Annotated in this window: 24 protein-coding genes; 8 read left to right on the forward strand and 16 right to left on the reverse strand. The window is 59.5% G+C overall.

Features of this window, described 5'->3' with window-relative positions:
* Window positions 1-102: 102 nt before the first annotated feature.
* Window positions 103-558: a redox-sensitive transcriptional activator SoxR gene (soxR, locus tag ACR0DH_RS10070; RefSeq protein WP_353013598.1), complete on the reverse strand. Its 456-nt coding sequence runs from the start codon at window positions 556-558 to the stop codon at window positions 103-105.
* Between the two features lie 88 nt (window positions 559-646).
* On the opposite strand from soxR, the gene ACR0DH_RS10075 reads away from it, so the two are divergent.
* The 3 genes from ACR0DH_RS10075 to ACR0DH_RS10085 all read left to right on the forward strand — a co-directional run bounded on the left by ACR0DH_RS10075 (window position 647) and on the right by ACR0DH_RS10085 (window position 2,743).
* Window positions 647-1,027, forward strand: coding sequence for a VOC family protein (locus ACR0DH_RS10075; protein ID WP_480544390.1), 381 nt, complete (start codon window positions 647-649; stop codon window positions 1,025-1,027).
* 235 nt (window positions 1,028-1,262) lie between these two features.
* Window positions 1,263-1,733: a transcription elongation factor GreA gene (greA, locus tag ACR0DH_RS10080; protein ID WP_480544391.1), complete on the forward strand. Its 471-nt coding sequence runs from the start codon at window positions 1,263-1,265 to the stop codon at window positions 1,731-1,733.
* Between the two features lie 14 nt (window positions 1,734-1,747).
* Window positions 1,748-2,743 carry a hypothetical protein gene (locus ACR0DH_RS10085; RefSeq protein ID WP_480548497.1) on the forward strand — a complete coding sequence of 332 codons (996 nt, stop codon included), beginning with the start codon at window positions 1,748-1,750 and terminating at the stop codon, window positions 2,741-2,743.
* Here ACR0DH_RS10085 and ACR0DH_RS10090 read toward each other — a convergent pair.
* Genes ACR0DH_RS10090 through ACR0DH_RS10110 form a run of 5 tightly spaced genes read right to left on the reverse strand, consistent with a single transcriptional unit; the run spans window position 2,740 to window position 7,466 of the window.
* Window positions 2,740-3,288: a GNAT family N-acetyltransferase gene (locus ACR0DH_RS10090; protein ID WP_480548495.1), complete on the reverse strand. Its 549-nt coding sequence runs from the start codon at window positions 3,286-3,288 to the stop codon at window positions 2,740-2,742. The genes ACR0DH_RS10085 and ACR0DH_RS10090 overlap by 4 nt on opposite strands.
* A 41-nt stretch (window positions 3,289-3,329) precedes the next feature.
* Window positions 3,330-5,375 carry a molybdenum cofactor synthesis domain-containing protein gene (locus ACR0DH_RS10095; protein WP_480548926.1) on the reverse strand — a complete coding sequence of 682 codons (2,046 nt, stop codon included), beginning with the start codon at window positions 5,373-5,375 and terminating at the stop codon, window positions 3,330-3,332.
* A 20-nt stretch (window positions 5,376-5,395) separates the two neighbouring features.
* A complete protein-coding gene (gene mobB, locus ACR0DH_RS10100; protein WP_480548493.1) occupies window positions 5,396-5,887 on the reverse strand; it encodes a molybdopterin-guanine dinucleotide biosynthesis protein B in 492 nt (163 codons plus the stop codon).
* Window positions 5,884-6,531 (reverse strand): molybdenum cofactor guanylyltransferase MobA, encoded by a 648-nt coding sequence (gene mobA / locus ACR0DH_RS10105; RefSeq protein WP_480548491.1) that lies wholly within the window; start codon window positions 6,529-6,531, stop codon window positions 5,884-5,886. Before mobA ends, mobB begins: the two co-directional genes overlap by 4 nt.
* On the reverse strand, window positions 6,528-7,466 hold the full coding sequence (locus tag ACR0DH_RS10110) for a formate dehydrogenase accessory sulfurtransferase FdhD (RefSeq protein WP_480548489.1): 939 nt from the start codon (window positions 7,464-7,466) through the stop codon (window positions 6,528-6,530). The genes mobA and ACR0DH_RS10110 overlap by 4 nt, the downstream gene beginning before the upstream one ends.
* Between ACR0DH_RS10110 and ACR0DH_RS10115 the strand changes: the two genes are divergently transcribed.
* Both ACR0DH_RS10115 and ACR0DH_RS10120 read left to right on the forward strand, forming a co-directional pair.
* Window positions 7,465-8,175: an AzlC family ABC transporter permease gene (locus ACR0DH_RS10115; protein ID WP_480548488.1), complete on the forward strand. Its 711-nt coding sequence runs from the start codon at window positions 7,465-7,467 to the stop codon at window positions 8,173-8,175. The genes ACR0DH_RS10110 and ACR0DH_RS10115 overlap by 2 nt on opposite strands.
* A complete protein-coding gene (locus tag ACR0DH_RS10120; RefSeq protein ID WP_480548486.1) occupies window positions 8,172-8,504 on the forward strand; it encodes an AzlD domain-containing protein in 333 nt (110 codons plus the stop codon). The genes ACR0DH_RS10115 and ACR0DH_RS10120 overlap by 4 nt, the downstream gene beginning before the upstream one ends.
* Here ACR0DH_RS10120 and ACR0DH_RS10125 read toward each other — a convergent pair.
* From ACR0DH_RS10125 to ACR0DH_RS10155, 7 genes are all read right to left on the reverse strand, one after another.
* Entirely contained in the window at window positions 8,493-9,125 is a 633-nt protein-coding gene (locus tag ACR0DH_RS10125) for a hypothetical protein (RefSeq protein WP_170535739.1), read from the reverse strand. The two genes, ACR0DH_RS10120 and ACR0DH_RS10125, sit on opposite strands and share 12 nt — an antisense overlap.
* A gap of 20 nt (window positions 9,126-9,145) precedes the next feature.
* On the reverse strand, window positions 9,146-9,280 hold the full coding sequence (locus ACR0DH_RS10130; protein ID WP_170535738.1) for an aa3-type cytochrome c oxidase subunit IV: 135 nt from the start codon (window positions 9,278-9,280) through the stop codon (window positions 9,146-9,148).
* A gap of 67 nt (window positions 9,281-9,347) precedes the next feature.
* Window positions 9,348-9,908 carry a hypothetical protein gene (locus ACR0DH_RS10135; RefSeq protein WP_480548484.1) on the reverse strand — a complete coding sequence of 187 codons (561 nt, stop codon included), beginning with the start codon at window positions 9,906-9,908 and terminating at the stop codon, window positions 9,348-9,350.
* Entirely contained in the window at window positions 9,895-11,733 is a 1,839-nt protein-coding gene (locus ACR0DH_RS10140) for a glycerophosphodiester phosphodiesterase family protein (protein WP_480548482.1), read from the reverse strand. Before ACR0DH_RS10140 ends, ACR0DH_RS10135 begins: the two co-directional genes overlap by 14 nt.
* Window positions 11,734-11,789: 56 nt before the next feature.
* Complete coding sequence (locus ACR0DH_RS10145) at window positions 11,790-12,242, reverse strand: DUF6173 family protein (RefSeq protein WP_353013580.1); 453 nt, start codon at window positions 12,240-12,242, stop codon at window positions 11,790-11,792.
* Between the two features lie 3 nt (window positions 12,243-12,245).
* Complete coding sequence (locus ACR0DH_RS10150) at window positions 12,246-13,271, reverse strand: MBL fold metallo-hydrolase (protein WP_480548480.1); 1,026 nt, start codon at window positions 13,269-13,271, stop codon at window positions 12,246-12,248.
* Window positions 13,272-13,290: 19 nt separating this feature from the next.
* Window positions 13,291-14,994, reverse strand: coding sequence for an acyl-CoA dehydrogenase (locus tag ACR0DH_RS10155; RefSeq protein ID WP_480544403.1), 1,704 nt, complete (start codon window positions 14,992-14,994; stop codon window positions 13,291-13,293).
* A 139-nt stretch (window positions 14,995-15,133) separates the two neighbouring features.
* Between ACR0DH_RS10155 and ACR0DH_RS10160 the strand changes: the two genes are divergently transcribed.
* Window positions 15,134-16,081, forward strand: a complete 948-nt coding sequence (locus ACR0DH_RS10160; RefSeq protein ID WP_480548478.1) for an L-threonylcarbamoyladenylate synthase — start codon at window positions 15,134-15,136, stop codon at window positions 16,079-16,081.
* Here the strand turns inward: ACR0DH_RS10160 and ACR0DH_RS10165 are convergent, their stop codons facing one another.
* On the reverse strand, window positions 16,082-16,636 hold the full coding sequence (locus ACR0DH_RS10165) for a YqgE/AlgH family protein (protein WP_480548476.1): 555 nt from the start codon (window positions 16,634-16,636) through the stop codon (window positions 16,082-16,084).
* Between the two features lie 145 nt (window positions 16,637-16,781).
* On the opposite strand from ACR0DH_RS10165, the gene ACR0DH_RS10170 reads away from it, so the two are divergent.
* Both ACR0DH_RS10170 and ACR0DH_RS10175 read left to right on the forward strand, forming a co-directional pair.
* Entirely contained in the window at window positions 16,782-17,594 is an 813-nt protein-coding gene (locus ACR0DH_RS10170) for a protein-disulfide reductase DsbD domain-containing protein (RefSeq protein ID WP_480544406.1), read from the forward strand.
* Between the two features lie 4 nt (window positions 17,595-17,598).
* Window positions 17,599-18,018 carry an NUDIX hydrolase gene (locus tag ACR0DH_RS10175; protein ID WP_480548474.1) on the forward strand — a complete coding sequence of 140 codons (420 nt, stop codon included), beginning with the start codon at window positions 17,599-17,601 and terminating at the stop codon, window positions 18,016-18,018.
* On the opposite strand, the gene ACR0DH_RS10180 is transcribed toward ACR0DH_RS10175, so the two are convergent.
* Window positions 18,015-21,416, reverse strand: a complete 3,402-nt coding sequence (locus ACR0DH_RS10180; RefSeq protein WP_480548472.1) for an efflux RND transporter permease subunit — start codon at window positions 21,414-21,416, stop codon at window positions 18,015-18,017. The two genes, ACR0DH_RS10175 and ACR0DH_RS10180, sit on opposite strands and share 4 nt — an antisense overlap.
* 5 nt (window positions 21,417-21,421) lie before the next feature.
* Window positions 21,422-22,870, reverse strand: a complete 1,449-nt coding sequence (locus tag ACR0DH_RS10185) for an efflux RND transporter periplasmic adaptor subunit (protein WP_480548471.1) — start codon at window positions 22,868-22,870, stop codon at window positions 21,422-21,424.
* Between the last annotated feature and the right edge of the window lie 59 nt (window positions 22,871-22,929).

Here is a 22,929-nt window from a genome sequence, read left to right on the forward strand (position 1 = left end):
CTTTTCTCGTGCAGTCGGCGCAATTTTGTTTCACGGCTGATTACATGGTCGGAAAGACCTTGGTCAATCAAAACACGGCGTAACATTGCTGCAATGCGGCAGTTAAGCCTCTGGAGAGTCGCCCATCAGGTATCTGGGACCGCTCCCATTTGATTTGGCGCGATCATCTGGATTGTACAGTGCACATTTCGGCAGGCTTAAGCACCCACAGCCAATGCAGCCATCCAGATTGTCGCGTAGCCGTACCAATGTGTCGATTCGCTGATCTAAATGCGCCCGCAGCGTTACACTGATATCCTTCCAATCTTGCGGTGTCGGGGTGCGGTTGCCCGGAAGGCCCGACAGAACCTCGCGGATTTCCGGCAGGGTCAAGCCGAACTGCTGTGCGATCATCACAAAGCTCAGCCGTCGGATATCGGCCCGCTGATACCGCCGCTGCCCGCCCGCGTTGCGCCACGGCGAAATCAGGCCCTGAGCCTCATAATACCGAATGGCCGATACCGCCAAACCGGTGCGCCGGGCCAGTGCGCCGATTGCCAGCCCTTCAGATGCAGCCATTAGACCCTCGTAAAAAATACCTTGACCTAAAGTTAGGTTTAGAAATTACGGTGAGTCGTGACAAGCCTCAATTCGTAAAGGAGATCCCATGATGGCGACGCTTGAACACACCAATTTCACCGTTCGCGACCCGCAGGCCTCGGCGGCGTGGATGCAAAAGGTCTTTGGCTGGAAGACCCGCTGGGAAGGCCCGGCCATTGCGGGTGGCTACACTGTGCATGTGGGCAGCGCGCATACCTACCTGGCGCTTTATGCGCCCAGTGATCCCAAACCCGCAGGTGAAAGCAGCTATGACATCGTCGGCGGCTTGAACCATGTTGGCGTTCTGGTCGAAGATATCGACGCCACCGAAGCCAAAGTACGCGACGCCGGTTTCACACCCCATAACCATGCGGATTACGAACCAGGCAAAAGGTTCTATTTCGACGATGACAACGGCATAGAATTCGAAGTGGTCCAATATGATTGAGATGCTGTGGCTATGCACCCATTCGCGCCGCTGGCGCCGGGACAAGCCCCCCGATCACCGCCACAGGCGCGCGCCTGTCCCGTCCGAACGGCGCTAAGCCGCGAATTGAACGCGGGCTGCCCCTTGGCCTCTTGCAATTCACGCCCCATTTAGGTCAGGTACTGAACGACCCATCATTCGCCCCGACGCTTTCCCTGCGGCGGGGCGGCTCAATTTATGCGTGGACAACAAGACTATGGAAAAGATTCCAATGACGCCTGCGGGCAATGCCGCGCTGGCAGCAGAGCTGAAAAACCTCAAATCCGTCGAGCGCCCAGCGATCATCGAAGCGATCGCAACGGCCCGAGAACTGGGTGATTTGAAGGAAAACGCCGAATATCATTCTGCCCGCGAAAAGCAGGGCTTTATCGAAGGCCGCATCAAGGAACTGGAAGGCATCCTGTCTCTGGCCGATGTGATCGATCCCGCCAAACTGTCTGGCGCGATCAAATTCGGCGCAAAGGTCACATTGGTCGATGAGGATACCGACGAGGAAAAGACCTGGCAGATCGTCGGAGAGTATGAGGCCAATATCGAAAACGGCCTGCTGAACATCAAATCGCCCATGGCCCGTGCTTTGATCGGCAAGGATGAAGGCGACAGCGTCGAAGTGCGCACACCCGGCGGTGTGCGATCCTATGAAGTTCTGAGCATCGAATACGCCTGACCGGAGCATCTGACATGTCGGGGAACGAACCTGACCAAGAAACCGAACGGCCGACCTCGCTGGGGATCTATGATCGCCCGGACCGGACACCTGTAACCTCGATCGAAATCGCCGCCGCTGTGCTGAGTGTCGTCTGGCTGGTGATATCGGTCGTGTTTCTTGTGCTGCCCGATCAGGCCGAAGGTAGTGGGATCATTGTGACCTTTCTTGCGGTGTTCATGCCGGTCGCGATGATCTGGGTCGCGGCCACCGCCATGCGTGCCAGCCGCATAATGCGAGAGGAAAGTGCCCGGCTCCAGACGGCCATCGATGCGATCCGTCAGGCCTATGTCGTGCAACAGCAGCGCGCTGCCAGCTCTTACGAACCGACGGTGAGCAAAAAGCTGGACGAGATCGCCGCAGCAACCAAAAAGGCCGAGGATGCCTTGGCCACATTCTCGACCAAACGCCGCGAGCCTGTTCAGACCCTTCAGTCAGCCCCGGTTGCCGGAGATCAAACCTCGCTGGCACTGGGCACCACGGCCGAAGAGATCACGCCACCACTGACAACCGATATCTTCATCCGCGCCCTGAATTTTCCCGAGACCGATAAAGATACCGAAGGCTTCAATGCGCTGCGGATGGCACTGAAGGACCGAAAGGTCGCCAAGCTGGTACAGGCTTCGCAGGATGTGCTGACCCTGCTCAGCCAGGAAGGCATCTATATGGATGACCTACGCCCCGACATGGCACGGCCTGAGATCTGGCGGCAATTCGCTCAAGGTGCTCGTGGGCGTGCCGTGGCGGCTTTGGGTGGAATTCGGGATCGATCGTCACTGGCGCTGACGGCGGCGCGGATGAAGCAAGACCCAATTTTCCGGGATGCGGCGCATCATTTCCTGCGACGGTTCGACAACATGATTGTTGAATTTGAACCTGACGCCAGCGATGCCGAACTGGCTGCGCTGGGTGACACCAGAACGGCGCGCGCCTTTATGCTGGTGGGACGTGTTGCCGGGACGTTCGATTAGACGGGTGTAACGGCCCAACTCATCTTGGTTGCACTGCTGAACCCAAACACATACCCGAATGGCCCCGTCTCTTCATAACCTACCGGTTTGAATCCTTCGCGTTCATACAAAGCCTGCGCGCGCGGGTTTGTATCGATCACATCCAATTGCACTTCGGTCATGCCACGGCTGCGCGCCTCATCCTTGATCGCGCTCAGCAATGTCGTCCCGACGCCCTTCCCGCGCGCCTCAGCTGCGACAAAGATACCATCCATTTGGAACACACCGGGTTTCAGGTCTCGCTCCAACACGCTCAGCACCGTGCCGCGCCACAGTGCCCCGAACCATCCATAGACCCGCGCAAGGTCAGACAGGCTGCCTCCGGCCAGACCACCCTCGTTGGTCTTGAAACCGGCAAGCCCCAGTATTTGTCCGGACGAGTCGTGTGCAACCAATGCGAAATTGGGATTAAGAGCCTGCTCGAAAAAGGCCAAACCCCGTTCTTCCGGGCCCATCACTTTGTGCAATTTCGCTGCGAAGGCCTGCCAAAACAGTGCAGCAGCCATCGGCCGTTCATCTGGACTAAACCCTTTCGAGACGGTGACACTCATAGCCCGAAACTGCCGTAAGGAATGAACCGTACCGGATCGCCCGGTTGAATATGCCGGGCACCATCGTCGATTTCGACCAGCCCCTCGGCCCAGCTCAGCCCGCTGATCCGGCCTGACCCTTCCGAATGAAACACCTCGGCTATGCCATCGCGCAGACGCGCGCGCAGGTATTCGCGGCGCCCAGGTTTCTTGCGCTTCTCAAACGCGGCAGGCACCTCGAATCCCTGCGGTTCAACCCATCCTTCTCCTGACATCAGGCAAAGAGCAGGTCGTGCGAAGATCAGGGTGCACACCATAGCCGCGACGGGGTTGCCGGGCAGCCCAAAGACAGGCGTGTCCGACCAAATGCCCAGCGCCAAAGGTCGCCCGGGTTTCAGCGCAATCCGCCACTCCTGCATCGCACCCGCGTCACGCAAAAGGGCTGAGACATGATCCTCATCCCCTGCCGAGGCCCCGCCGCTGGTCAGGATGACATCCGCCTGCGCGGCGGCCTCATCCAGCCGTTTGCGCAGCACATCCCGGTCGTCCTCGACTCGGCCCATATCAACAGGCACAAATCCCATCCGCTCAATCAGAGAAAGCAACATTGGACGATTGGCATCGAAGATTTGCCCTGCACCCGCCGCCTCGCCCGGCTCGACAAGTTCATCCCCGGTAGACAGAACCGCCACGCGTAAGGTCTGACGCACCGGAACCTCAGCAACACCGACGGCGGACAATAAAGCCATATCCGCGGGCGTTAGCCTGCGCCCGGCTGCAAGGGCTGTGTCACCCTCAACCACATCCTCACCCGCGCGGCGCGTGTTTGCACTTTTTTTCAACGGCCCTCGGAACGCGATGTGACCATCCTTCAGCGTCACATCCTCTTCAAGGATCACCGTATCCACGCCCTTGGGCAGGGTCGCCCCGGTCAGGATGCGCAGCGCATGGCCGGGCGGGACCTGGCCATCAAATGGAATGCCCGCCGCTGCACGACCTTCAGTCAAAGGCATCACCTGTGCACCATCTGCGGCAGGGCCTGCAAAGCCATAGCCATCAACCGCCGTGTTGGGTTGCGGCGGGTTCGAGCGTTTTGCCACCACGTCTTCGGCCAAAACCCGGCCCACGGATCGCGTCAACGGAACAGTTTCAATCCCGGTCACGGGATGTAACCGGCTCTGAAGCAAAGCCAAGGCCTCATCCACCGGCGTCCAGTTCACTCCCGCAGGCAAGGCAAAACAATCGTTTCGCAATCGCGGCAGCGCTATGTTCGGTCTGTCTTGAGGTACACCCAAAATCCACCCCTCCTCGGGGGCTGAAACATCCAACTGTTCTGTCAATTCCTGATCGCTAAGCCGGGACAAAGTCAAGGCGACCTGTTCCATCTGCCAGGCATCCTTGATCCGATCCGGCGGGGCGGACCCTAGATTGAGCGAGGGCCAGATCTCGACAAACGCGACCGGTTTGTCCAGCGGCTGAAACGGCCAGACGGCGACCTTTCCGTCGAAGGCATGCCGCAATCGGCTGAGCACCGGCAGGCCCATCATCACCTGCCCCCCGACAGACCCGGCCCCGGCCATTTGCCAGCAGGTAAAGCTACCCTTCGCCAACAATTCGACTGCACGGCGGTCGGGGAACGGGTTGTGATAGTCCTTTTTCGTGCGCGGCAACCCGTCGATATCGCGGCGCAGCGCATTCATCCAGAACGGGCCCTTGCCACCAAACCGGCTATTGATCAGCCCCGCCAGATCGAAGCGATTATTGGCGTTGGGTGAATCCTCGACTTGTGCCTCTAGCCAATCCCACAACGCCAACGGATCACCGTAGCCTGTCATGGCTTCGGCAAATCCTTGAGGGTAGCCAAACGGGAAATCGAACCCCAGAAACAGGCGTCGACCCGCCGCCAATTCGGTCTCGATCAGTTCACGCAGACAGGTTTCAGCCACCACACGGTTGCGCAGATAGTCAAGCGCCTGCACTTTGCCATCACGCACAACACAAGCCCAGATCGCATCTTTGCGCGGGGTCGGCCCGGTATCATTACCGCCTGACCAATCCACCATCGCAAAGCTGTCAAACAAGCTCACAAACCGACCTCGGACAGAATGAAATCCGCTATCGCCTCGGTGTCGTTCAGATCGAAAACGGGACGATCCAGCGTCAACGGAATGTCACTGGCAACCGCCCGGATCGTGGGGTCGCCTTTGGCGATCAATTCATTGCACGGCTCGGCACGAAACGCTTCGATCTTGGGGTGAGGTTCGCGCTTATACCCCTCGATCAGCACCAAATCGACCGGTGACAGGCGGGCCAGCAAATCGCCAAGCGCGGGTTCCGGGGCCCCCCGCAATTCCTGCATCAGCGCCACACGCTGGCCCGAGGCCAGCAGAACCTCACGGGCGCCCGCCATTCGGTGGCGATGGCTGTCCCGCCCCGGCTGATCAACATCGAAAGAGTGATGCGCGTGTTTGATGGTCGAGACCGAGAATCCCCGCCCGGTGATCTCGGCCACCAACCGCTCCATCAACCCGGTTTTGCCCGCGTTTTTCCAGCCGGTCACGCCGTAGACCTTCATGCCTGCCCCAACAGCTTTTCGGCCAACGCCAGATCATCCGGCGTGTTGACGTTAAAAAAAGGATCAAACGGCTCAGCCGGGAATAGGGCCTCACGACCGTCATGCTGATCGGTCCACAGCACCACCTTGCGCAGTCCGTCGTTCAGCGCAGCCCGCAGATCATTGCGCAGCGTAACGGGCCAGAGGCCAAACGTCGGATGCCGATTGACCCGTTTGCTGCCGCCTGATTTCAACGCCTCATCCCCGGTGCGCGGAGTGGTCGCCAGAACCAGCGGATGGGTCTGACCTTCGGCTGCGGCGGTCAAGCGGTCGACCAGATCACGTGGCAAGAACGGCGTATCCGCCGCTGCCGTAACGATGCTGTCCACCCCTTGCTCTGCCGCCCAGTCGAGCCCTGCCAAAACACCCGCCAAAGGACCCGCGAACCCTTCGATTGTATCCGGTATGACGGGCAGGTTCATGTCGGCGAACCGTTCCGGATCACCATTTGCGTTCAGAGCCAGACCACTCACCTGTGGGGACAAACGGTCGATCACGTGGTTCAATAGGCTCTGCCCGCCAATCTGCAAGAGGCCCTTGTCGCCGCCTCCCATTCGGGTCGCAAGCCCGCCTGCGAGGATGATGCCGAGGGGTGTCTCGTTCATCCCGCACTTTTCCGTCTATGCTTCTTGTCCTCAACCGCCACACTCGCCGGATCAATGTCACGCAGCAACCGATCCTCGCCCGACAAACATACAAACCGCTGACCCCGCATCCGGCCAATCAGGGTCAATCCAACCTCGCGTGCGATCTCGACGCCCCAAGCAGTGAACCCCGATCGCGAGGCCAAAACCGGGATGCCCATCATCGCCGTTTTGATTACCATCTCGGATGTCAGGCGGCCTGTGGTGTAGAGGATCTTGTCATCGGCGGCCTCACCTTCAGACAGCATCCAGCCTGCGATCTTGTCGACCGCGTTATGGCGGCCCACGTCTTCCATATAGACCAGCGGCCGGTTCTGGCGGCACAGGACCGTTCCGTGGATCGCGCCTGCCTCAAGGTACAAAGACGGTGTGCGATTGATCTTGGCAGCCAGATCATACAGCCACGAGGTGCGCACCGAGACCTGAGGCAGGCGCACATCCTCCAACCCGTCCATCATGTCACCAAAAACAGTGCCCACAGCGCAGCCGCTGGTGCGGGTCTTCTTCTTCAGCTTGTCCTCATAGGAAGTCTCACGCGCCGTGCGGACCACAACCGTTTCCAGATCATCATCATATTCGACACGTGTGATCTGATCATCAGGCAGCAACATCCCCTGATTGCGCAGAAAGCCCAGCGCCAGGTATTCTGGATAGTCGCCAATCGTCATCGCCGTCACGATTTCCTGTGAATTCAGAAAAATCGTCAGCGGGCGTTCTTCGACCACCGAGATCTGGCTGACCTCACCATTCTGATCCACACCTTCGACGGCACGGGTCAACCGGGGCGCACCCGGATCAGGTGCGATGATGTAGTCCGAGACGTTCGGTTTCGTGGCCAATTGCAACCCTCTCTCAAGATCGCTACTGCTGCTGCGATCACCATAGGATTTCGCCATGGCAGACGCCACATCCAAGTCATACTTCTGGAAGGGTTTTCGCGACGGGACGCCGTTCATATTTGTTGCCATTCCGTTTGGCACCCTGTTCGGCGTCTTTGCGACCGAGGCGGGTTTGAACGTTGTGCAGGTGGTCGCCTTTTCCGCCACGGTCTTCGCTGGCGCGGCGCAATTCACCGCGTTGCAGCTGATGCAGGAAAACGCACCAACGGTAATCGTGCTGGCCTCGGCATTGGCGGTGAACCTGCGGGTGGCGATGTATTCGGCGTCTCTGACACCGTTTCTGGGCGCGGCCCCGATGTGGCAGAGGGCTTTCGCGGCGTATCTAACGGTCGACCAATCCTATGCCTGCAGCATTGTGCAGTTCGAAAAAGAACCGAAGATGACGCTACCACAGAGGATGGCGTATTTCTTTGGTTCGGTCACACCGATCACGCCGCTTTGGATTTTGGCCACTTATCTGGGCGCCGTGCTAGGTGCGCGCATTCCAGAAAGCTGGGCGCTGGATTTTGCGCTTCCGATCACCTTTCTGGCCATGATCGGGCCGATGATGCGCACGCTTCCCCATGTGATCGCAGCCTTTGTCGCAATCATCGTCGCCCTCCTGACCGTCTCTGTCCCGTTCAACCTGGGCCTGTTGATCGCAGGAACGGCGGGAATGATCGCAGGTGCACAGTCCGAAGTGATGCTGGAGCGGAGGAAGACATGACCCAGATTGATCCTGTTACCATGTGGACTGTCATAATCGGGCTGGCGATTGGCAGTTTTGCCCTGCGCTTTACCTTTATCGGTCTGGTCGGAGACCGCCCGATGCCGCCATGGCTGCTGCGCCATCTGCGTTATACGGCTGTGGCGATCCTACCCGCGTTGATCGCGCCGCTGGTTGTCTGGCCCGCGGCCACCGAAGGCCAGCCCGATATTGCACGTATGGCGGCGGCAGCAATGGCACTGGGCGTCGGGGTGCTTACCAAAAACGTCCTCGCCGCGATCTTTTCGGGGGCTGCGACGCTTTATGGTTTGCTCTATCTACTCGGCTAGGGCCGCGTCCAACTGATTGAGACGCGCATTGTTCGCCGCCAGACCTTTTTGCAGATCGGCATCATCGTTTTCACGATAGTCTTCAGTCACCACACCGGGCAATTGACCAAATTGATCCGAGAGTTTCACAGGATAGAAGGTCACATCGATCTGCTCGAATCCGGGCACCTGTTGCAGCAATCGCGCTGTTGAGTTCGCACAGAACGCACCCGCGACCGGGCCGCTCTGTTTGGCCAACTGCAAGGCAATTTCCGCCTGCTGGGGTGAGACTTGAATGGTCTGAACACGCGCATAATGCGACTCGCGGGCATGCGAGCTGCGATAGGCCTGCTCGACTGCCGGGGTAATGCCATAGAGAACATCGTCCTTGACCGGCACGACATCGGCCCGGAAAGACCCCGCTGGATCAAAAATCACCCGTTCACTGCCACCGATCATCAGCGACGTATGCGCCCCGGACCCAGTGCGCGTGTTGATCATTGTATAGAGCGTCAGCGTTGACGGCCCCGGATCACGGTAAGACCGGGATACGATCTCTGACGGATCAGCTTGAGGGCGCTGAGAGCCTGCGCAGCCTGCAACGGTTGCTGCCAGTAGGCAGGCAATCAAAATCCGGAACACGGGGCAGCCCTCGCTACGCGTTACGCTGCGAAAACCGCCAGGAACAGGCAGAGGAAGGCGATAGCAATCACACACCAGGTTGTGGCTTTGATAAAGCCGTTGAAGGTTTTGGTTTGAACGGTGATGTCCATTTCGCCGTGCTTGTGGTCAGCCATGAGTCTCAGAATCCCAATTCGCGTGTTTTCCTGTTGGATAATCGAAAAGGCAGTGGCTGTCACGACGTCATTCGCGCGCAGGGGTGCGATCCCCGAAAACAGAACACCCCGGATACCCAAACCCCCAGCGCCACGGCAGCCCGCTGCAAGGTCCGCCGCCGAACCGAACGGCACCATACATTGCATCTGCCGTCAGCGCATGAACGTTGCGCACTTGATCCGGCGTCATGTCATAACGCTGTGCATAATCCTCGGCATATGTGTCCCCATGATCCTTGACGCAGGCGCGCAGGGTCTGATCTGCGGACAGTCGCGCGTCGTAGCTGTCCTCGGGCAGCAAGGCTGCGCCCGCATTGTGATAGGCCCGGTCGTGGATCACGCAGCATTCCTCCCACGGGGGGTGGGCCTCGTATAAGTCTCCGATCTGCGGAAATGTATCGGCCACCCAGCGCCAACTGGTCGACAGACCGCCTGAACAGCCATCTGTTTCAAACGGTGTCAAAGGCACAGTGCCCCGTTGCGCAATCAAAGCGCGATGTGCAGGCATCTCGACGCTGCGCATCAAATCCTGAGTCGCCGCAGCGCCGGATAGGCAGACCAGCAGCACCGCTACCTTACGGGCTTGCATCGCGCATCGCCTGCGTGTCGACCTGCATACCAAAGGTGGTGGCGAGCCACAGCAGAAGGCGTTCAGCCGGGCCCATCTCGGCCCGGATCCGTAGAACCTCTCGCGCCATTGCCGGGCGATCGGTGATCAACCCGTCAACGCCCATCGACGCCATGGCAGACATCTGCAGCGGATCGTTCACTGTCCAGACATAGATATCTTTGCCCGCGTCGTGCAGGGAACGGATCAACCCCGGAGAGACCGACGCCGCATTCACGGCGACAAAGTCGCCTTCAAGGCCAGACAAATCCCCCACTGCCGTTGCGGCCAAAACACCCGCGCGCCAATTGGGACGCAAAGATTTCATCTTTTGTACCGCAGGATACTTCAGAGACATCGTGGCGATCTGATCCTGCATCCCGAACTCTTCGACCAGCGCAACCACCCGGTTTTCCAGATCGATATCGTGGCCATAGTATTTCAGTTCGATGATAACCTTGGCTTTGCCCTTTACAGCTTCTAGAACTTCGCGCAGCGTTGGGGTGCGCTGATCCGCGTATTCAGGGCCGAACCAACTGCCGATGTCGATCTCTGCCACGTCCTCCATCGTGGCATCCCAGACCTTCAGATCGACCTGCGCCAATTTCATGAAGTCACTGTCATGCGCAACAATCACCTCATTATCCGCGGTTTCCTGCACATCGATCTCAACCCAATCCGCGCCATCCTCGATCGCCTTTAGAACCGAGGACATCGTGTTTTCGGGCCTCAACGCTGCCGCGCCACGATGACCGATCACCTCGGCCCGATCGGGCGCCTGTACCTGCTCCAGAAGGCGATGGCCAAACCAGCTGCCGACCAGCAACGCAATCACCGAAAGGCCCACCGCACCGATCAGCGACAGGCGCAGACGACGCGGTTCGGGATGCGGGATATCCGCGACCTGAGGTTCAAAGAACCCATCCAACAGCAACGCAAGCGCGCCCAGCGCCATTGCCGCCAGAACCAACCCCGATAGTGACCAAAGCCCCGCGATCACCAGGCTATAGATCAGCGCCAACCGCAGATGATCGCTGCCTTGCAATGGAACCAGCGCAAACAGTAGCCCGGCAATCGCCGCAATCGCCGCTGCGATCACAAGGCGCAGGCCGAGCCAGGCAACCAAAGACAACTTCAACCGTCCTTGCCGCCCTTCCATCCTTATCGCGCTGACCCCAAACACATGCGCCGGGTGGACATTTTCGAACAGCACAAGATGCAGCGACAGCGCCCATGCCGACAATCTGCGGATCAGAACCCAAGCCATCACCAATGCAACCGCGCCAATCAGCAGAACGGCAATCCAAAAGGCGGGCGGGTGCAAGGTCAGGTAGTAGTTGATGTCGTATTCCGTCAGCGCCCACCACGCGATCAGGCCCGAGATGGCCAGAAAGGGCAGTGCCAGAATCAGAACGCGCAGAATAAAACGCCAAGCAAACCCAAACAGGGCTGGCAGGCGCGACACCACCAGCCGGATGGCGGAACTGCCCGCCCGCCACGGGTTAGGTTCATCCATGCGTAGAGAGCCTGCCATTACGGCAAAGACGAAAACCTCAGCCATCAGAAACAGGCTCAGCACGACCAGGGCCGCGATGAACCCTGCGGGCGATAGGATGAAGGTGGCGATATCCTGATCCGTCAACGCCGACTGATCAGACAGAGAAACTGCCAGATTGATCGCTGCGGCGATAGCCGGCGCAATGAGTGCGATCAGCAGCAGGCGCACTGCAATGTAGATGGGAACAAAGGTCTGCCGCCGGGCAAAGGCACCAGAATAGGCCCGAACTATGACTGAGACATATGACACGTCGTGGCCTCCTGAATGATGGGATCATTCAAGGCCGCGTAGCCGTGAATTGCAAGTCAGCTTTCTTCCAGATCGGCGGCCAGCCGGAACCCGATACGATTGGCTGGTTTGTCTTCGACCGATTTCGGCAAGGCGCGCAACATCACATTCAGTTGGCTGACATGCTGCACCAGCTGGGTACGGCCACCGGCCCCGTCCGAGCCGTAGAAGGTGATGATATCAGGATCAAAATAGCCCATGCCTTCGATCCGCAGCACACCCGCGTCTCCGCCAGTGAAGCCCATCGCGACCTCATGATCGCCATCCAGTGTCTTTTCGAAGTTCTGGATGTATAGGATCAGTCGTTCATAAGCCCATTGCGCCGGGCTTTTGGTTTCAACCGGTTTCTGCAATGGTTCCGGCAAAGGCTTCGACCCAGACTCGGCTTCGGAATTGGCGTGCACCTCATAGCAGCGCGGCAGCGCCGCCGCTTCGGCTGCCTCGGCTGAGGTCTCGATCTCGTCCTGCATTCTTTACCCTTTGCGTTGGTAGACCCAGGCTCCGTCTGCGCGGCGCGTCCGGGTGACGGACCCAATGTGGTAAAGATGGTTCATATGTGCAACCGCTTCGACCAGCGCGAGGCCATATTCCCCCTCACGAATGGTCCGTTTGAACAGCGGCGCAAAGCAATCCGCCGCAGCTTTGGGTGTATCCAGATCATCCAGCAGGCGCTTTAGTGCTCCGTGATGGTTGTCGATCAGCTGCCGCATGCGCAGGGGCAAACCGGTAAAGGGCAGCTTATGCCCCCCCAGAACCAGATGATCGGCCCGCGCAAGCCCTTCCAGCCGTTCACACGCCTCTAACCAACCTGAGACTGGATCAGCTATGGGTTCGGTAGCATAGACACCCAGATTTGGACTGATCGAGCTGAGGATCTGATCGCCGCTTAGCACCAGATTGTCATCTCGGCTCCAGAGTGTGACATGTTCCGGCGCGTGGCCGTTGCCCATATGCACATCCCAATCGCGCCCACCTGCGCGCAGAACATCGCCCTGTTTCACCCGCGTGAACCCCAATGGCATCGGATATACCGTGTCGGCGAAGTTGAAGGGCCGGTCAGCCTTGCGCTTGTTCAGAACCTCGGCAGACATGCCCGCGCTTTGGTAGAAGTCCAGCGTTTCCTGGGGCCAGCTTTCCTGAACATCCAATGTCAGCATACGCGCAAACAACCAGGCGGTTCGGCTGGTCAGAAGTTCGGCGCCATGTTCAGACTGAAACCAACCCACATTCCCGACATGATCAGGATGATGATGGGTCGCCAGCACGCGGCGGACGGGTTTGCCCGCAAGCGGACCGGACATCAACTGCTGCCAGATCGCGCGTGTTTTCCCGGATGAAATCCCGGTATCCACAAAGGTCCAGCCATCCCCATCGTCCAGCGCATAGACATTGACGTGATCCAGCGCCATGGGCAGCGGCAAGCGCATCCACAAGACACCTTCGGCAATCTCAATCGCCTCACCCGGTGCGGGCGGTTCGGGCCAGGGATATTCGATCATCGACACCGCCATTCAGCTTTTAAGCCGCCAGATCATCTGCACTGAGCGCGAAAAGGTCCTCGGCCCCGTTTTGCGCCTGCGCCAAAAGACCGGAATACTGCGGCAGCAACCCGTTGATGTAGAACCGCGCCAGCTTGCACCGCGCGCCTCGCGGATCGGCCAATGCCGCCTTGAGGTGGTAGTGCCCGCCCAGAACGCGGGCAAAAGCACTCAGATAGGCATGCGCCCCGGCAAATCGGTTGTTCATATCCCCTTGGCTGACCATCCATTCGGTTGCTTCACGCAGGGATTCGGTTGCTTCCCAGACCGGACCTGCAAGATCGGGCAGCGTGGCACGGGCCTGTTCGGCATGGTCTTCGATCTCATCCAGCAGGCGCGAGGCAGCCTCGCCCCCATCCATCATCTTTCGGGCGACAAGGTCCATGGCCTGAATGCCATTCGTGCCCTCATATATCGCCGCCACGCGGACATCGCGGTAGTATTGAGCCGCCCCGGTTTCTTCGATCACACCCATGCCACCATGCACCTGAACACCTGTTTCCGAGACGCGCATCCCGGTCTGTGATCCAAAGGCTTTGCAAATGGGGGTCAACAGCGCGGCACGCGCAGCCCAATCGGCATCCCCATTGGCCTGCGCCATATCAATGGCCACCGCATTCGCCAGCATGACCGCACGCGCGGCAAAGGTGTCGGCGCGCATCTCTGCCAACATCCGGCGTACATCAGCATGATCTATGATGGTGCCCGAGGGCGTTTTGCCCTGTTTGCGATCCATCGCATAGGCCAGCGCGTGTTGATATGCAGCCTCGGCCACGCCCACGCCCTGCCCGCCAACGCCCAAACGCGCGTTGTTCATCATTGTGAACATAGCCGCCATACCGCCATGCTCTTTGCCCACAAGCCAGCCGGTCGCCCCGTCATACTGCATCACACAGGTCGGCGAGCCGTGCAGGCCAAGCTTGTGTTCAAGCGAGACGACCTTCAGATCATTGGCAACGGCCGGGTTGCCCTCGGCATCCGGAATGAACTTGGGCACCAGAAACAGCGAGATCCCTTTGGTGCCGGGAACCCCATCCGGGAGACGCGCCAAAACCAAATGGCAGACATTCCCCGCAAAGTCGTTGTCACCCCATGAGATATAGATTTTCTGCCCCGTGATTGCGTAGGTGCCGTCCCCGTTGGGTTCAGCTTTCGAGGTCAGCGCGCCAACATCGGACCCGGCCTGCGGTTCCGTAAGGTTCATTGTGCCAGACCATTCACCTGCCATCATCTTGGGCAGGTACAATGTTTTGAGGTCATCGCTGGCATGATGTTCCAACGCCTCGATTTGGCCCTGTGTCATCAGCGGGGCCAGTTGCAGCGACAGGCAGGCCGCACTCATCATCTCGTTCACTGCGGTGGTAACGGTCATCGGCAGGCCCATGCCGCCATATTCCGGATCGCCACTGATGCCAATCCAACCGCCTTCGGCAATCGCGGTCCAGCCATCGGCATACCCGGGCGAGCTGCGCAGAACACCGTTTTCCAGACGTGCGGGCGTCAGATCACCGGGCCGCTGAAGCGGGGCCAGAACCTCTTCGCACATCTTGCCCGCCTCAGACAGGATCGCGCTGACCACATCGGGGCTGGCATCCGCAAAGCGATCTGTCGCGGCGATCTGATCGAACCCCACAACGTTTTCGAACAGGAACTGATAATCTGAAAGCGGCGCGCGGTATGGCATTTTTTCCCTCAGGAGCTGTCTGATCGGCTGTTTGCAGGCGGGCTTGGATTTCCGACACTGCACCGGTATGCATCAAGGCTTGGAAGCATTACCTAACGTTCCCTATGTTCCGAGCAACCGAAACGCGGCGTCACCAGACATGATCCCAACGACTCTCGATCTGACAGCGGACCCAGGCGGCATCGCACGGGCCGCAGACCTTTTGCGGCAGGGCTTGCTGGTCGCCTTTGCGACCGAGACAGTTTATGGGCTTGGTGGCGACGCCCGGAACGGCGAGGCGGTCGCTGCGATCTATGAGGCCAAGGGACGACCCAGCTTTAACCCGCTGATCGCTCATGTCGCCTCGGTCGAGGCAGCCCGACGATTTGTCGACTGGTCAGACCATGCAGAAACGCTTGCCAATGCGTTCTGGCCCGGACCGCTGACGCTGGTTCTGCCCTTGCGTGATGGTCACAGTATCTCTCCGCTGGTCACGGCAGGGTTGGAAACACTGGCTGTGCGCGTCCCCGCCCACCAAACCGCCCGGGACCTGCTGGCTGCCTTTGACGGCCCAGTGGCCGCCCCATCTGCCAATCCATCCGGCCTGATCAGCCCCACCACCGCTGATCATGTGCGCGCAGGGCTTGGCGGCCGGATTTCTGCCATTCTGGATGACGGACCCTGTGGGGTCGGGCTGGAATCGACCATTGTTGGTTTGGCCGGGGAACCTACCTTGTTGCGCCCCGGTGGTATCGCGCTAGAGGATATCGAAACCGCTCTCAACACACGCCTGCACCTGCACCAAGTCGGGGATAACCTGACGGCACCGGGACAACTGCAATCCCACTACGCCCCTGACGCCCCCGTCCGCCTGAACGCTTTGTCGAAGCGGGGCGAGGAGGTTTTGCTGGGCTTTGGTCCGGTAGATTGCGACCTGAACCTTTCTGAGAGTGGAAACCTGATCGAAGCCGCCGCCAATCTGTTTGCTGCTTTGCACAGGTTGAATGAAACGGGCCGACCTATTGCTGTGTCCCCGATACCCGATCACGAGCTTGGGGCGGCTATCAATGACCGCCTGCGCCGTGCTGCGGCACCGCGCGACAGCTGACTACGCACGCCCGGCGCTGGCCGACAGGGTCAGTGGATCGACACCCAGCGTGGCCAGCGCGGCCTCCCACTTGTCGTCATCGGGGACATCGAACACCAGTTGCGGGCTCGCCTCAGCCGTCAGCCAGCCATTCATGGCGATCTCATCCTCCAGCTGACCGGGACCCCAACCTGCGTATCCCAGCGTGACCATTGAATTCAGTGGGCCCCGGCCAGAGGCCAAATCCTCAAGCACATCCAGCGTTGCGGTCATGCTGAAAGACTCTGAGATTTGCAGCGAATGCAGATTGGCATCGTAGTCGGCGCTGTGCAGGACAAAGCCGCGCGACATCTCGACCGGGCCACCGAAATGCACCAACCGTTCCCCCACCACCGGAATACGACAGGCTATGTTCAGTTGGCCTAGCAAGGCTTTGATCCGCAGGTCTGAGGGTTTATTCACGATCAAGCCCATCGCGCCGTCATCACCATGACTGCACATATAAACAACCGAATGGTCGAAGCGCGGATCACCCATGCCGGGCATCGCAATCAACAGTTTTCCGGTCAGGTCCATGGGGCGGGGTCTCTTTCAAATGGCACCTCAACAATGGCCTCGCGGCACAGGGATTGGCAAGATGGCACTGAGGTTTTTGGCAGATTTCAGTCCGGTGACCCGAACGTGACTTGGATTTCATCCGCATACCACGCATGTATAGGTCATGATCGCGTTCAAGAAACCCGTCACGGCCGCTGTTGCGGCTTGCCTGTGTGCCGTCTCGCCTGCCCCGGCGCAGCAACTGGATGGTGTCGTCCAACTGGACGTTCTGGATGGGGGTCGGACCACCAACGGCACCTATCTGGGGGCATTGCGCCTGACCTTGCAGGATGGCTGGAAAACCTATTGGCGCGCGCCGGGGGATGCGGGGATTCCGCCGCAATTTGACTGGACCGGGTCGCGTAATGTTGGCGATGTGTCGATCACATGGCCTGCCCCGGATGTGTTTGACCAAAATGGGCTGCAATCCATCGGGTACGAGGATCAATTGGTTTTGCCGGTCGAGATCACGCCGAAAAACCCTGCCAAGCCTGTTCGCCTGCGCGGCGAGATGGATTTGGGCGTCTGCAAGGATGTCTGCATCCCAGAAAGACTGGATTTTGACCACACGCTGGACGCCAAGGCCGACCGCAACCCGGCTATCGCTGCGGCCCTTGCTCAACGCCCGTTTTCCGCAGGCGAAGCCAATGTTTCAGCCGCACGATGCAGCCTGACACCTACGGTAGACGGCATGCAGATCGAAGCGCGCGTGACCATGCCCTCGGCTGGCGGGCAGGAAATAGCAGTGATCGAACCGGGCAATCCGGTGCTTTGGGCCTCGCAGCCTGAAACAGTGCGTCAGGGCGGCACGCTGATTGCAACGGCGGAAGTTATCAACGCCTCGGGCGCGCCCTTCGCGCTGGATCGGTCCGAAATTCGAATCACGGTTCTGGGCGCAAACCACGCGGTCGACATTCAGGGTTGCACTGCGGGTTGATCACATGAGCCAAACCCCAAAAATCGGTGCGCTGGCCGTTGTTCTGCATCAGGGTCAGGTCCTGCTGGTGCAACGCAGCAAACAGCCCGACCGTGGGCTTTGGGGCTTTCCGGGCGGCCATGTGGAATGGGGCGAAACCGTTCTTGAGGCAGCGCAGCGGGAGCTGTTCGAAGAAACCTCGGTCACCGCGGAACCGCTGCACTATCTGGACAATCTGGATCTGCTGCGACGGGATGAGGCAGGAGAAGTCATCTCACACTACTTACTCGTCGGCGTGGCCTGCCGCTATCAGTCAGGCGAACCCAAAGCCGGCGATGACGCGCTGGACGCACGCTGGTTTCCGATTGAACGGATACGTCAGGGCGATTTACAGATGAGCGCGCGCGTACCCCAGCTTTTGGAACGGGCCCTGCGCGTGGGCTAAGTGCCAACCCGGCCTTTCAACCGCACATAAAGCAATCCGGACGCTGCAAAGCTGAGCGCCAGTATCGGGAGAGCTCCGGCCAAAAACGCACCCAGCCCCATATCCAAGACACCCGCGCCGCCCTCATCCGGGTAGAGCGCAGAGAGAATGCCCATCGGTGCACCAGCAACTGCAGGCCACACCATCGTCACTGCAAACCACAGCATCAGCACGACCCCGGTGGCCGCAACAGCGCTCTGCATCACCCGATCCGGTGCGCGCATGGCCCGGCGCATGGCTGTCATCGGACGGGAGACGTCATTCAGAATAGCCAGCAAGGCAGGAACCAGGACCAAAACCAGCAACATGCCGAAACCCAAGCCGTAGACCAGAGTGATAACGGTCGGCTTCAAAAATTGTGCTTGCTGAGAACCTTCATACAGCAACGGTGTCAGACCCAGCACTGTCGTCAGCGTCGTCAGCATCACCGGGCGCAACCGGTCAGCCGTGCCTTCGACAATCGACGGGACCAGACCGCGTTCCTGCTGATAGCCATCTATGGTTGTCACCAAAACGATTGAATCGTTGATGATGATACCGGTCATGCCCAGCAGACCAACAACCGTGAACATGCTCAGCGGCACATCCCAAATATAATGCCCCCAGATCGCACCCACCAAGCCAAACGGGATAATGGCCATCACCACCAGAGGTCTGGACCAACTGGCAAAGACCCAGGCCAGCACCAGATAAATCCCGGTCAAACACAGGATCAGACCCGTGCGCGCCTCGGAGAGGAACTCGTTTTCCTGCTCGCTCAGCCCTGCCATGCGCCATTCGACCTGTCGTTCAGCAGCGATATTGGGCAGAATCTCTTCGTTCAGTGCGCGTTCAATCTCTGCCGCGCGGGCCGGATCATCCTCGGAAATGTCGCCATTCACCGAGATCACCCGCAGCCCATTCTCGCGCCGCACAGTTGAGAAGCCGGATTTCCGCTCGACCGAGACAATATCGGCCAGCGGCACATACACCCCGTCGGGTGTGCGCATCAGGGTGCGTTCCAGGAAGTCAGCCGTCAGCTCGCCTTCGGGCAGTTCCACCCGGATCTCGGCGCTGCGTGGCCCGTCCGGGAAGGTCGCGGCCTCGATCCCGTTCAACCTGTTGCGCAATACGCGCCCCAGAGTTTCGATGCGGAAACCCAAGGCTTGCCCCTGCGCGGTCAGGTCAAGAATGTATTCTTCTTTGTCATAGGCCAGATTGTCTTCCAACGCCGAAACTTCGGGGTACTTTGACAGTTCGGTCTGAAGGTCTTCAGACGCAGCCTTGAGCGTGTTCACATCGGAACCGTAGAACTGCACGTCGATGGCATCGCCACCTGGGCCTGACCGCCAGCCTCGGAAGCTGATCAGCTCGACCTTGGGATGGCGGGGCACGAAATCCTGCAGCTCGCCCACAAATTCAAAGCTGGAATAGGGGCGCAGGTCGGCATCAATCAGTTCGATCGAGATACCGCCCAGCAGATCATCATCCTTGCCTTCGGCGGCAGACAGGCCAAACCCGGCGCTGCCGCCAACTTCAGCCAGAACATAGTCAATGGGGTTGCGACCATGGCGTTCTTCGTAAATTGCGCCCAGTTCTTCGGCGGCTTGCTGCAACTGGCGCATCATCTCAAACGTATCGGAACGGGTCGCCCCTTCGGCCATGATAAAGTTGCCGGTAACCGAACCGCGCTCGGGCGCGTTAAAGAACCGCCAATTCACATCTCCCCGGATAAACAGGGCAATCTGGCTGGCCAGAATGACAACCATCAAGGCAACGACCACATAGCGTGCCCAGACCACCCAGGCGATGAAGGGCCGGAACCGGCGATCCCGCACCCAGCGGAACCCGCGGTTGACGATCCGATTGGGCAGGTCGTACCAATGCTCTTTCGCCGAATGGGCGATGGCATGGGCCATGTGGTTGGGCAGGATCAAGAAACACTCGATCAGCGAGGCCGCAAGTACAGCGATCACGGTGAATGGGATATCCCGGATCAGCTCTCCGAACCGACCACCGACAAGGGTCAGGCCGAAGAATGCGATCACGGTAGTCAAAGTCGCCGCGAATACCGGCATGGCCATCCGCCGGGCGGCGCGTTCAGCCGCAACCATGGGCGGTTCGCCCAGACGACGGGCACGAAAATCAGCGTGTTCGCCCACGACGATCGCGTCGTCCACCACAATGCCTAGGGTGATGATCAGGCCGAACAAAGAGACCATGTTGATCGACAGTCCGCCTAGGTACATCAGCGCAATGGCGGCTGACATCGCGACGGGAATGCCAGCGGCCACCCAGAAAGCAATCCGCGCATTGAGGAACAGAAAAAGCAGGCATACAACCAGCCCAAGCCCGACAAGGCCGTTGTCGATCAGAATGTCCAGCCGGTCTGTGATGGACTGCGCTCGCGTCCGGATCAACTCGACGGTGACGCCTTCAGGCAGGCTGGCCTGCATCTCGGCCACCACGTCTTCGACCTGATGTTGAATGCCGATGGCATCGCCCAGATTAGAACGATCCACCCGGATGGACATGGCTGGATCTTCGCCCACGAAATAGCTTCGATTGCGGTCGACCCCTTCAATCCGGATCTGCGCGACATCGCCCACGAACAGTTTGGAACCATCTGCAAAATTGCGCAGTGCGATGCCTTCGATCTCTTCCGGGGTGCGCTTCTCCGAACCTGTTCGGATACGGGCATTGGCGCCCGTGACGTCCCCGGCGGGGCTGGCGTTAACCTCGGCCGCAATGGCCGAGGAAATGTCAGACAAGGCAATGTCGTTGGCGATCAATTGCGCCGTTGGAACCTCGACCACCACGCGCGGTGCAGCCAAACCTCGGATCGTGGTGCGTGTAACACCCGCAGCGAACAGCCTGTTGATCAGTTCATCGGTAAACTTTGCCAGCTGGTCAGGTGCCACCGGGCCGGTGATCACAACATCCGTTACACGATCGCGCCACGCCCCCCGCCGGATCGAGGGTTCTTCGGCGTCTTCAGGCAAGGTCGTGACACTATCAACGGCGGTCCGAACATCTTCGACGGCGCGGGACATATCCCAGTTGGCTTCGAACTCAAGCCGGATGTTCGCGGACCCTTCTCGTGAAGTAGCTGTGGTACTGGCTACACCCTCGACCGCCAGCAGTTCGGGCTCCAGCAGTTGAACGATACCGTTATCAACATCTTCGGGGCCTGCGCCCTCCCACTCGACGCTGACATCGACCCGTTCCAGAATGACATCGGGAAAGAACTGCGCGCGCATGTTCGGGATCGCGGCCGCCCCGAGAACGAGCATAACCAGCAACAGAAGATTGGCGACCGTCCGGTGCCGGGTAAAATAGCTCAGGATGCCGCCCGCCGCGCTTGGGATTTCACGCATCATAGCGCTTAGCCCCCGGCCCGGTTTTCAATACGACGAACCAGCGAGGCGGGCACTTGCGCCGCTTCCAACTGACCCAGCATTCGGGTTTTGACATCCTGAGGCATACCTTCGCTGGCCTCAACCTGTGCGACAAGCTGTGCGCGCTGCGTATCCGTCAACTCGACCATATCCGCGTCGGCGCTTTCCTCGACCCGTAGAGGACGCACTCGCACGCCCGATCCCAGCAACGGCGTGCGGCCAATAACCACTTCGCGTCCTTCCAGGCCGTTGCCGCGCAGCAAAACCTCGTCACCCTGCCGCCGGATCAATTGCACCGGCAAGGTTTCCAGACGGTCATCCGCGCCCAGCACCAGAACCGTCCCTGCCGCATCAAGAACGGATGAGGGCAAACGCACCACAGCGTCTACCGCCTGTTCCTGAACGGTGACTGTCACAAAATCTCCGGGTTTGAAGCCCGCGGCGGAGTCCAACCCTGCAAAGATCAGACGACCTGTCTGCCCCTCGCCCGCTGATCCGCTGTCGCGGCTGATCCGTCCCGTTGCGGTCAGGTCGGCCCCCGTGACCTCAAGCGATACGGTCACGGCAGCGTTTAGTAGGTTACCATCTTCATCCAGCAAGCGAACAAATTGGGCCGTCGAAACCCGGAAGGCGACTTCCAACGCATCAGGGTCTACCAGCTCGGCAAGTTTTTCGTTGGCGGCAACCAGTCGGCCTTCGACCAATGTGACATCGGTCAGTGTGCCGCCGAATCCGGCCCGAATGGTCATATCATCCAGATCGCGTTCTGCCGCTTCAAGGGCAATCCGCGCGCGCGCCAACAGTGTGGTGGCCTGATCCACACGCGATTCAGCCTGTGCCAGTGCAATCCTACGTGCCAGAACAGATTGCTGAGCCGAGGTGGCAGACAATTCGGCCTCCTCCACGCTCGCAGTCGCGCCCACACCGCGGGATTCCAGATCGCGTTGCCGTTGCAGGGCACGTTCGCGCAGCTCAGCCTGCGCTTCTGCCGATTTCAACTCATCTTGTGCCAACAGCAGGGACCGTTCCGCATCGCGTTCCTCGAACTGGGCATCCAGCAGATCGGATTTGGCCCGGTCCAAGGCAGATTGCGTATCCGCAGGGTCCAGCTCGACCAAAACTTCACCCGCCGTGACCGTCCCGCCATCCTCGAAGTCATCGGCGAGTGAGATCACGCGACCACCCAGCGCTGCGCGCAGTTCAAGCCGACGGCGGCTTTGCACTTCACCAAAGGCTTCCAAATAAGGCGTTACAGTCTGTAACTCAGCTGTTCTGACGGACACTGTGAAAACACGCTCACGCGCCGCGGGTTTTGCAGTGTCGCGCGCGATCACATCTTGCACCGCGCCCGTGATCATTTGGGCTGCGACAAACAGCAAAGCCAACGTCAGCGACGCCAGAAAGACACCGACAAGACTTTGCCTTAGAAAACGCATTTTCACTTACCCCGGTTGCGATGGGCTACCTTTCGCAAAATGTAGCTGGACGGTGAAAT

The sequence above is a fragment of the Ruegeria sp. I1 genome (genome assembly GCF_056532675.1).

Coding starts and splice junctions, on each gene's coding strand:
- ACR0DH_RS10150 (WP_480548480.1), bottom strand. CDS start 13,271: ATGATCGAATATCCCTGGCCCGAACCGCCCGCACCGGGTGAGGCGATT.
- ACR0DH_RS10145 (WP_353013580.1), bottom strand. CDS start 12,242: ATGCAGGACGAGATCGAGACCTCAGCCGAGGCAGCCGAAGCGGCGGCG.
- ACR0DH_RS10090 (WP_480548495.1), bottom strand. CDS start 3,288: ATGGCTGCTGCACTGTTTTGGCAGGCCTTCGCAGCGAAATTGCACAAA.
- greA (WP_480544391.1), top strand. CDS start 1,263: ATGGAAAAGATTCCAATGACGCCTGCGGGCAATGCCGCGCTGGCAGCA.
- ACR0DH_RS10130 (WP_170535738.1), bottom strand. CDS start 9,280: ATGGCTGACCACAAGCACGGCGAAATGGACATCACCGTTCAAACCAAA.
- ACR0DH_RS10180 (WP_480548472.1), bottom strand. CDS start 21,416: ATGATGCGTGAAATCCCAAGCGCGGCGGGCGGCATCCTGAGCTATTTT.
- ACR0DH_RS10160 (WP_480548478.1), top strand. CDS start 15,134: ATGATCCCAACGACTCTCGATCTGACAGCGGACCCAGGCGGCATCGCA.
- ACR0DH_RS10120 (WP_480548486.1), top strand. CDS start 8,172: ATGACCCAGATTGATCCTGTTACCATGTGGACTGTCATAATCGGGCTG.
- ACR0DH_RS10135 (WP_480548484.1), bottom strand. CDS start 9,908: ATGCAAGCCCGTAAGGTAGCGGTGCTGCTGGTCTGCCTATCCGGCGCT.
- ACR0DH_RS10075 (WP_480544390.1), top strand. CDS start 647: ATGATGGCGACGCTTGAACACACCAATTTCACCGTTCGCGACCCGCAG.
- ACR0DH_RS10185 (WP_480548471.1), bottom strand. CDS start 22,870: ATGCGTTTTCTAAGGCAAAGTCTTGTCGGTGTCTTTCTGGCGTCGCTG.
- ACR0DH_RS10155 (WP_480544403.1), bottom strand. CDS start 14,994: ATGCCATACCGCGCGCCGCTTTCAGATTATCAGTTCCTGTTCGAAAAC.
- ACR0DH_RS10085 (WP_480548497.1), top strand. CDS start 1,748: ATGTCGGGGAACGAACCTGACCAAGAAACCGAACGGCCGACCTCGCTG.
- ACR0DH_RS10115 (WP_480548488.1), top strand. CDS start 7,465: ATGGCAGACGCCACATCCAAGTCATACTTCTGGAAGGGTTTTCGCGAC.
- soxR (WP_353013598.1), bottom strand. CDS start 558: ATGGCTGCATCTGAAGGGCTGGCAATCGGCGCACTGGCCCGGCGCACC.
- ACR0DH_RS10110 (WP_480548489.1), bottom strand. CDS start 7,466: ATGGCGAAATCCTATGGTGATCGCAGCAGCAGTAGCGATCTTGAGAGA.
- ACR0DH_RS10165 (WP_480548476.1), bottom strand. CDS start 16,636: ATGGACCTGACCGGAAAACTGTTGATTGCGATGCCCGGCATGGGTGAT.
- ACR0DH_RS10175 (WP_480548474.1), top strand. CDS start 17,599: ATGAGCCAAACCCCAAAAATCGGTGCGCTGGCCGTTGTTCTGCATCAG.
- ACR0DH_RS10095 (WP_480548926.1), bottom strand. CDS start 5,375: ATGGTGGATTGGTCAGGCGGTAATGATACCGGGCCGACCCCGCGCAAA.
- ACR0DH_RS10170 (WP_480544406.1), top strand. CDS start 16,782: ATGATCGCGTTCAAGAAACCCGTCACGGCCGCTGTTGCGGCTTGCCTG.
- mobA (WP_480548491.1), bottom strand. CDS start 6,531: ATGAACGAGACACCCCTCGGCATCATCCTCGCAGGCGGGCTTGCGACC.
- mobB (WP_480548493.1), bottom strand. CDS start 5,887: ATGAAGGTCTACGGCGTGACCGGCTGGAAAAACGCGGGCAAAACCGGG.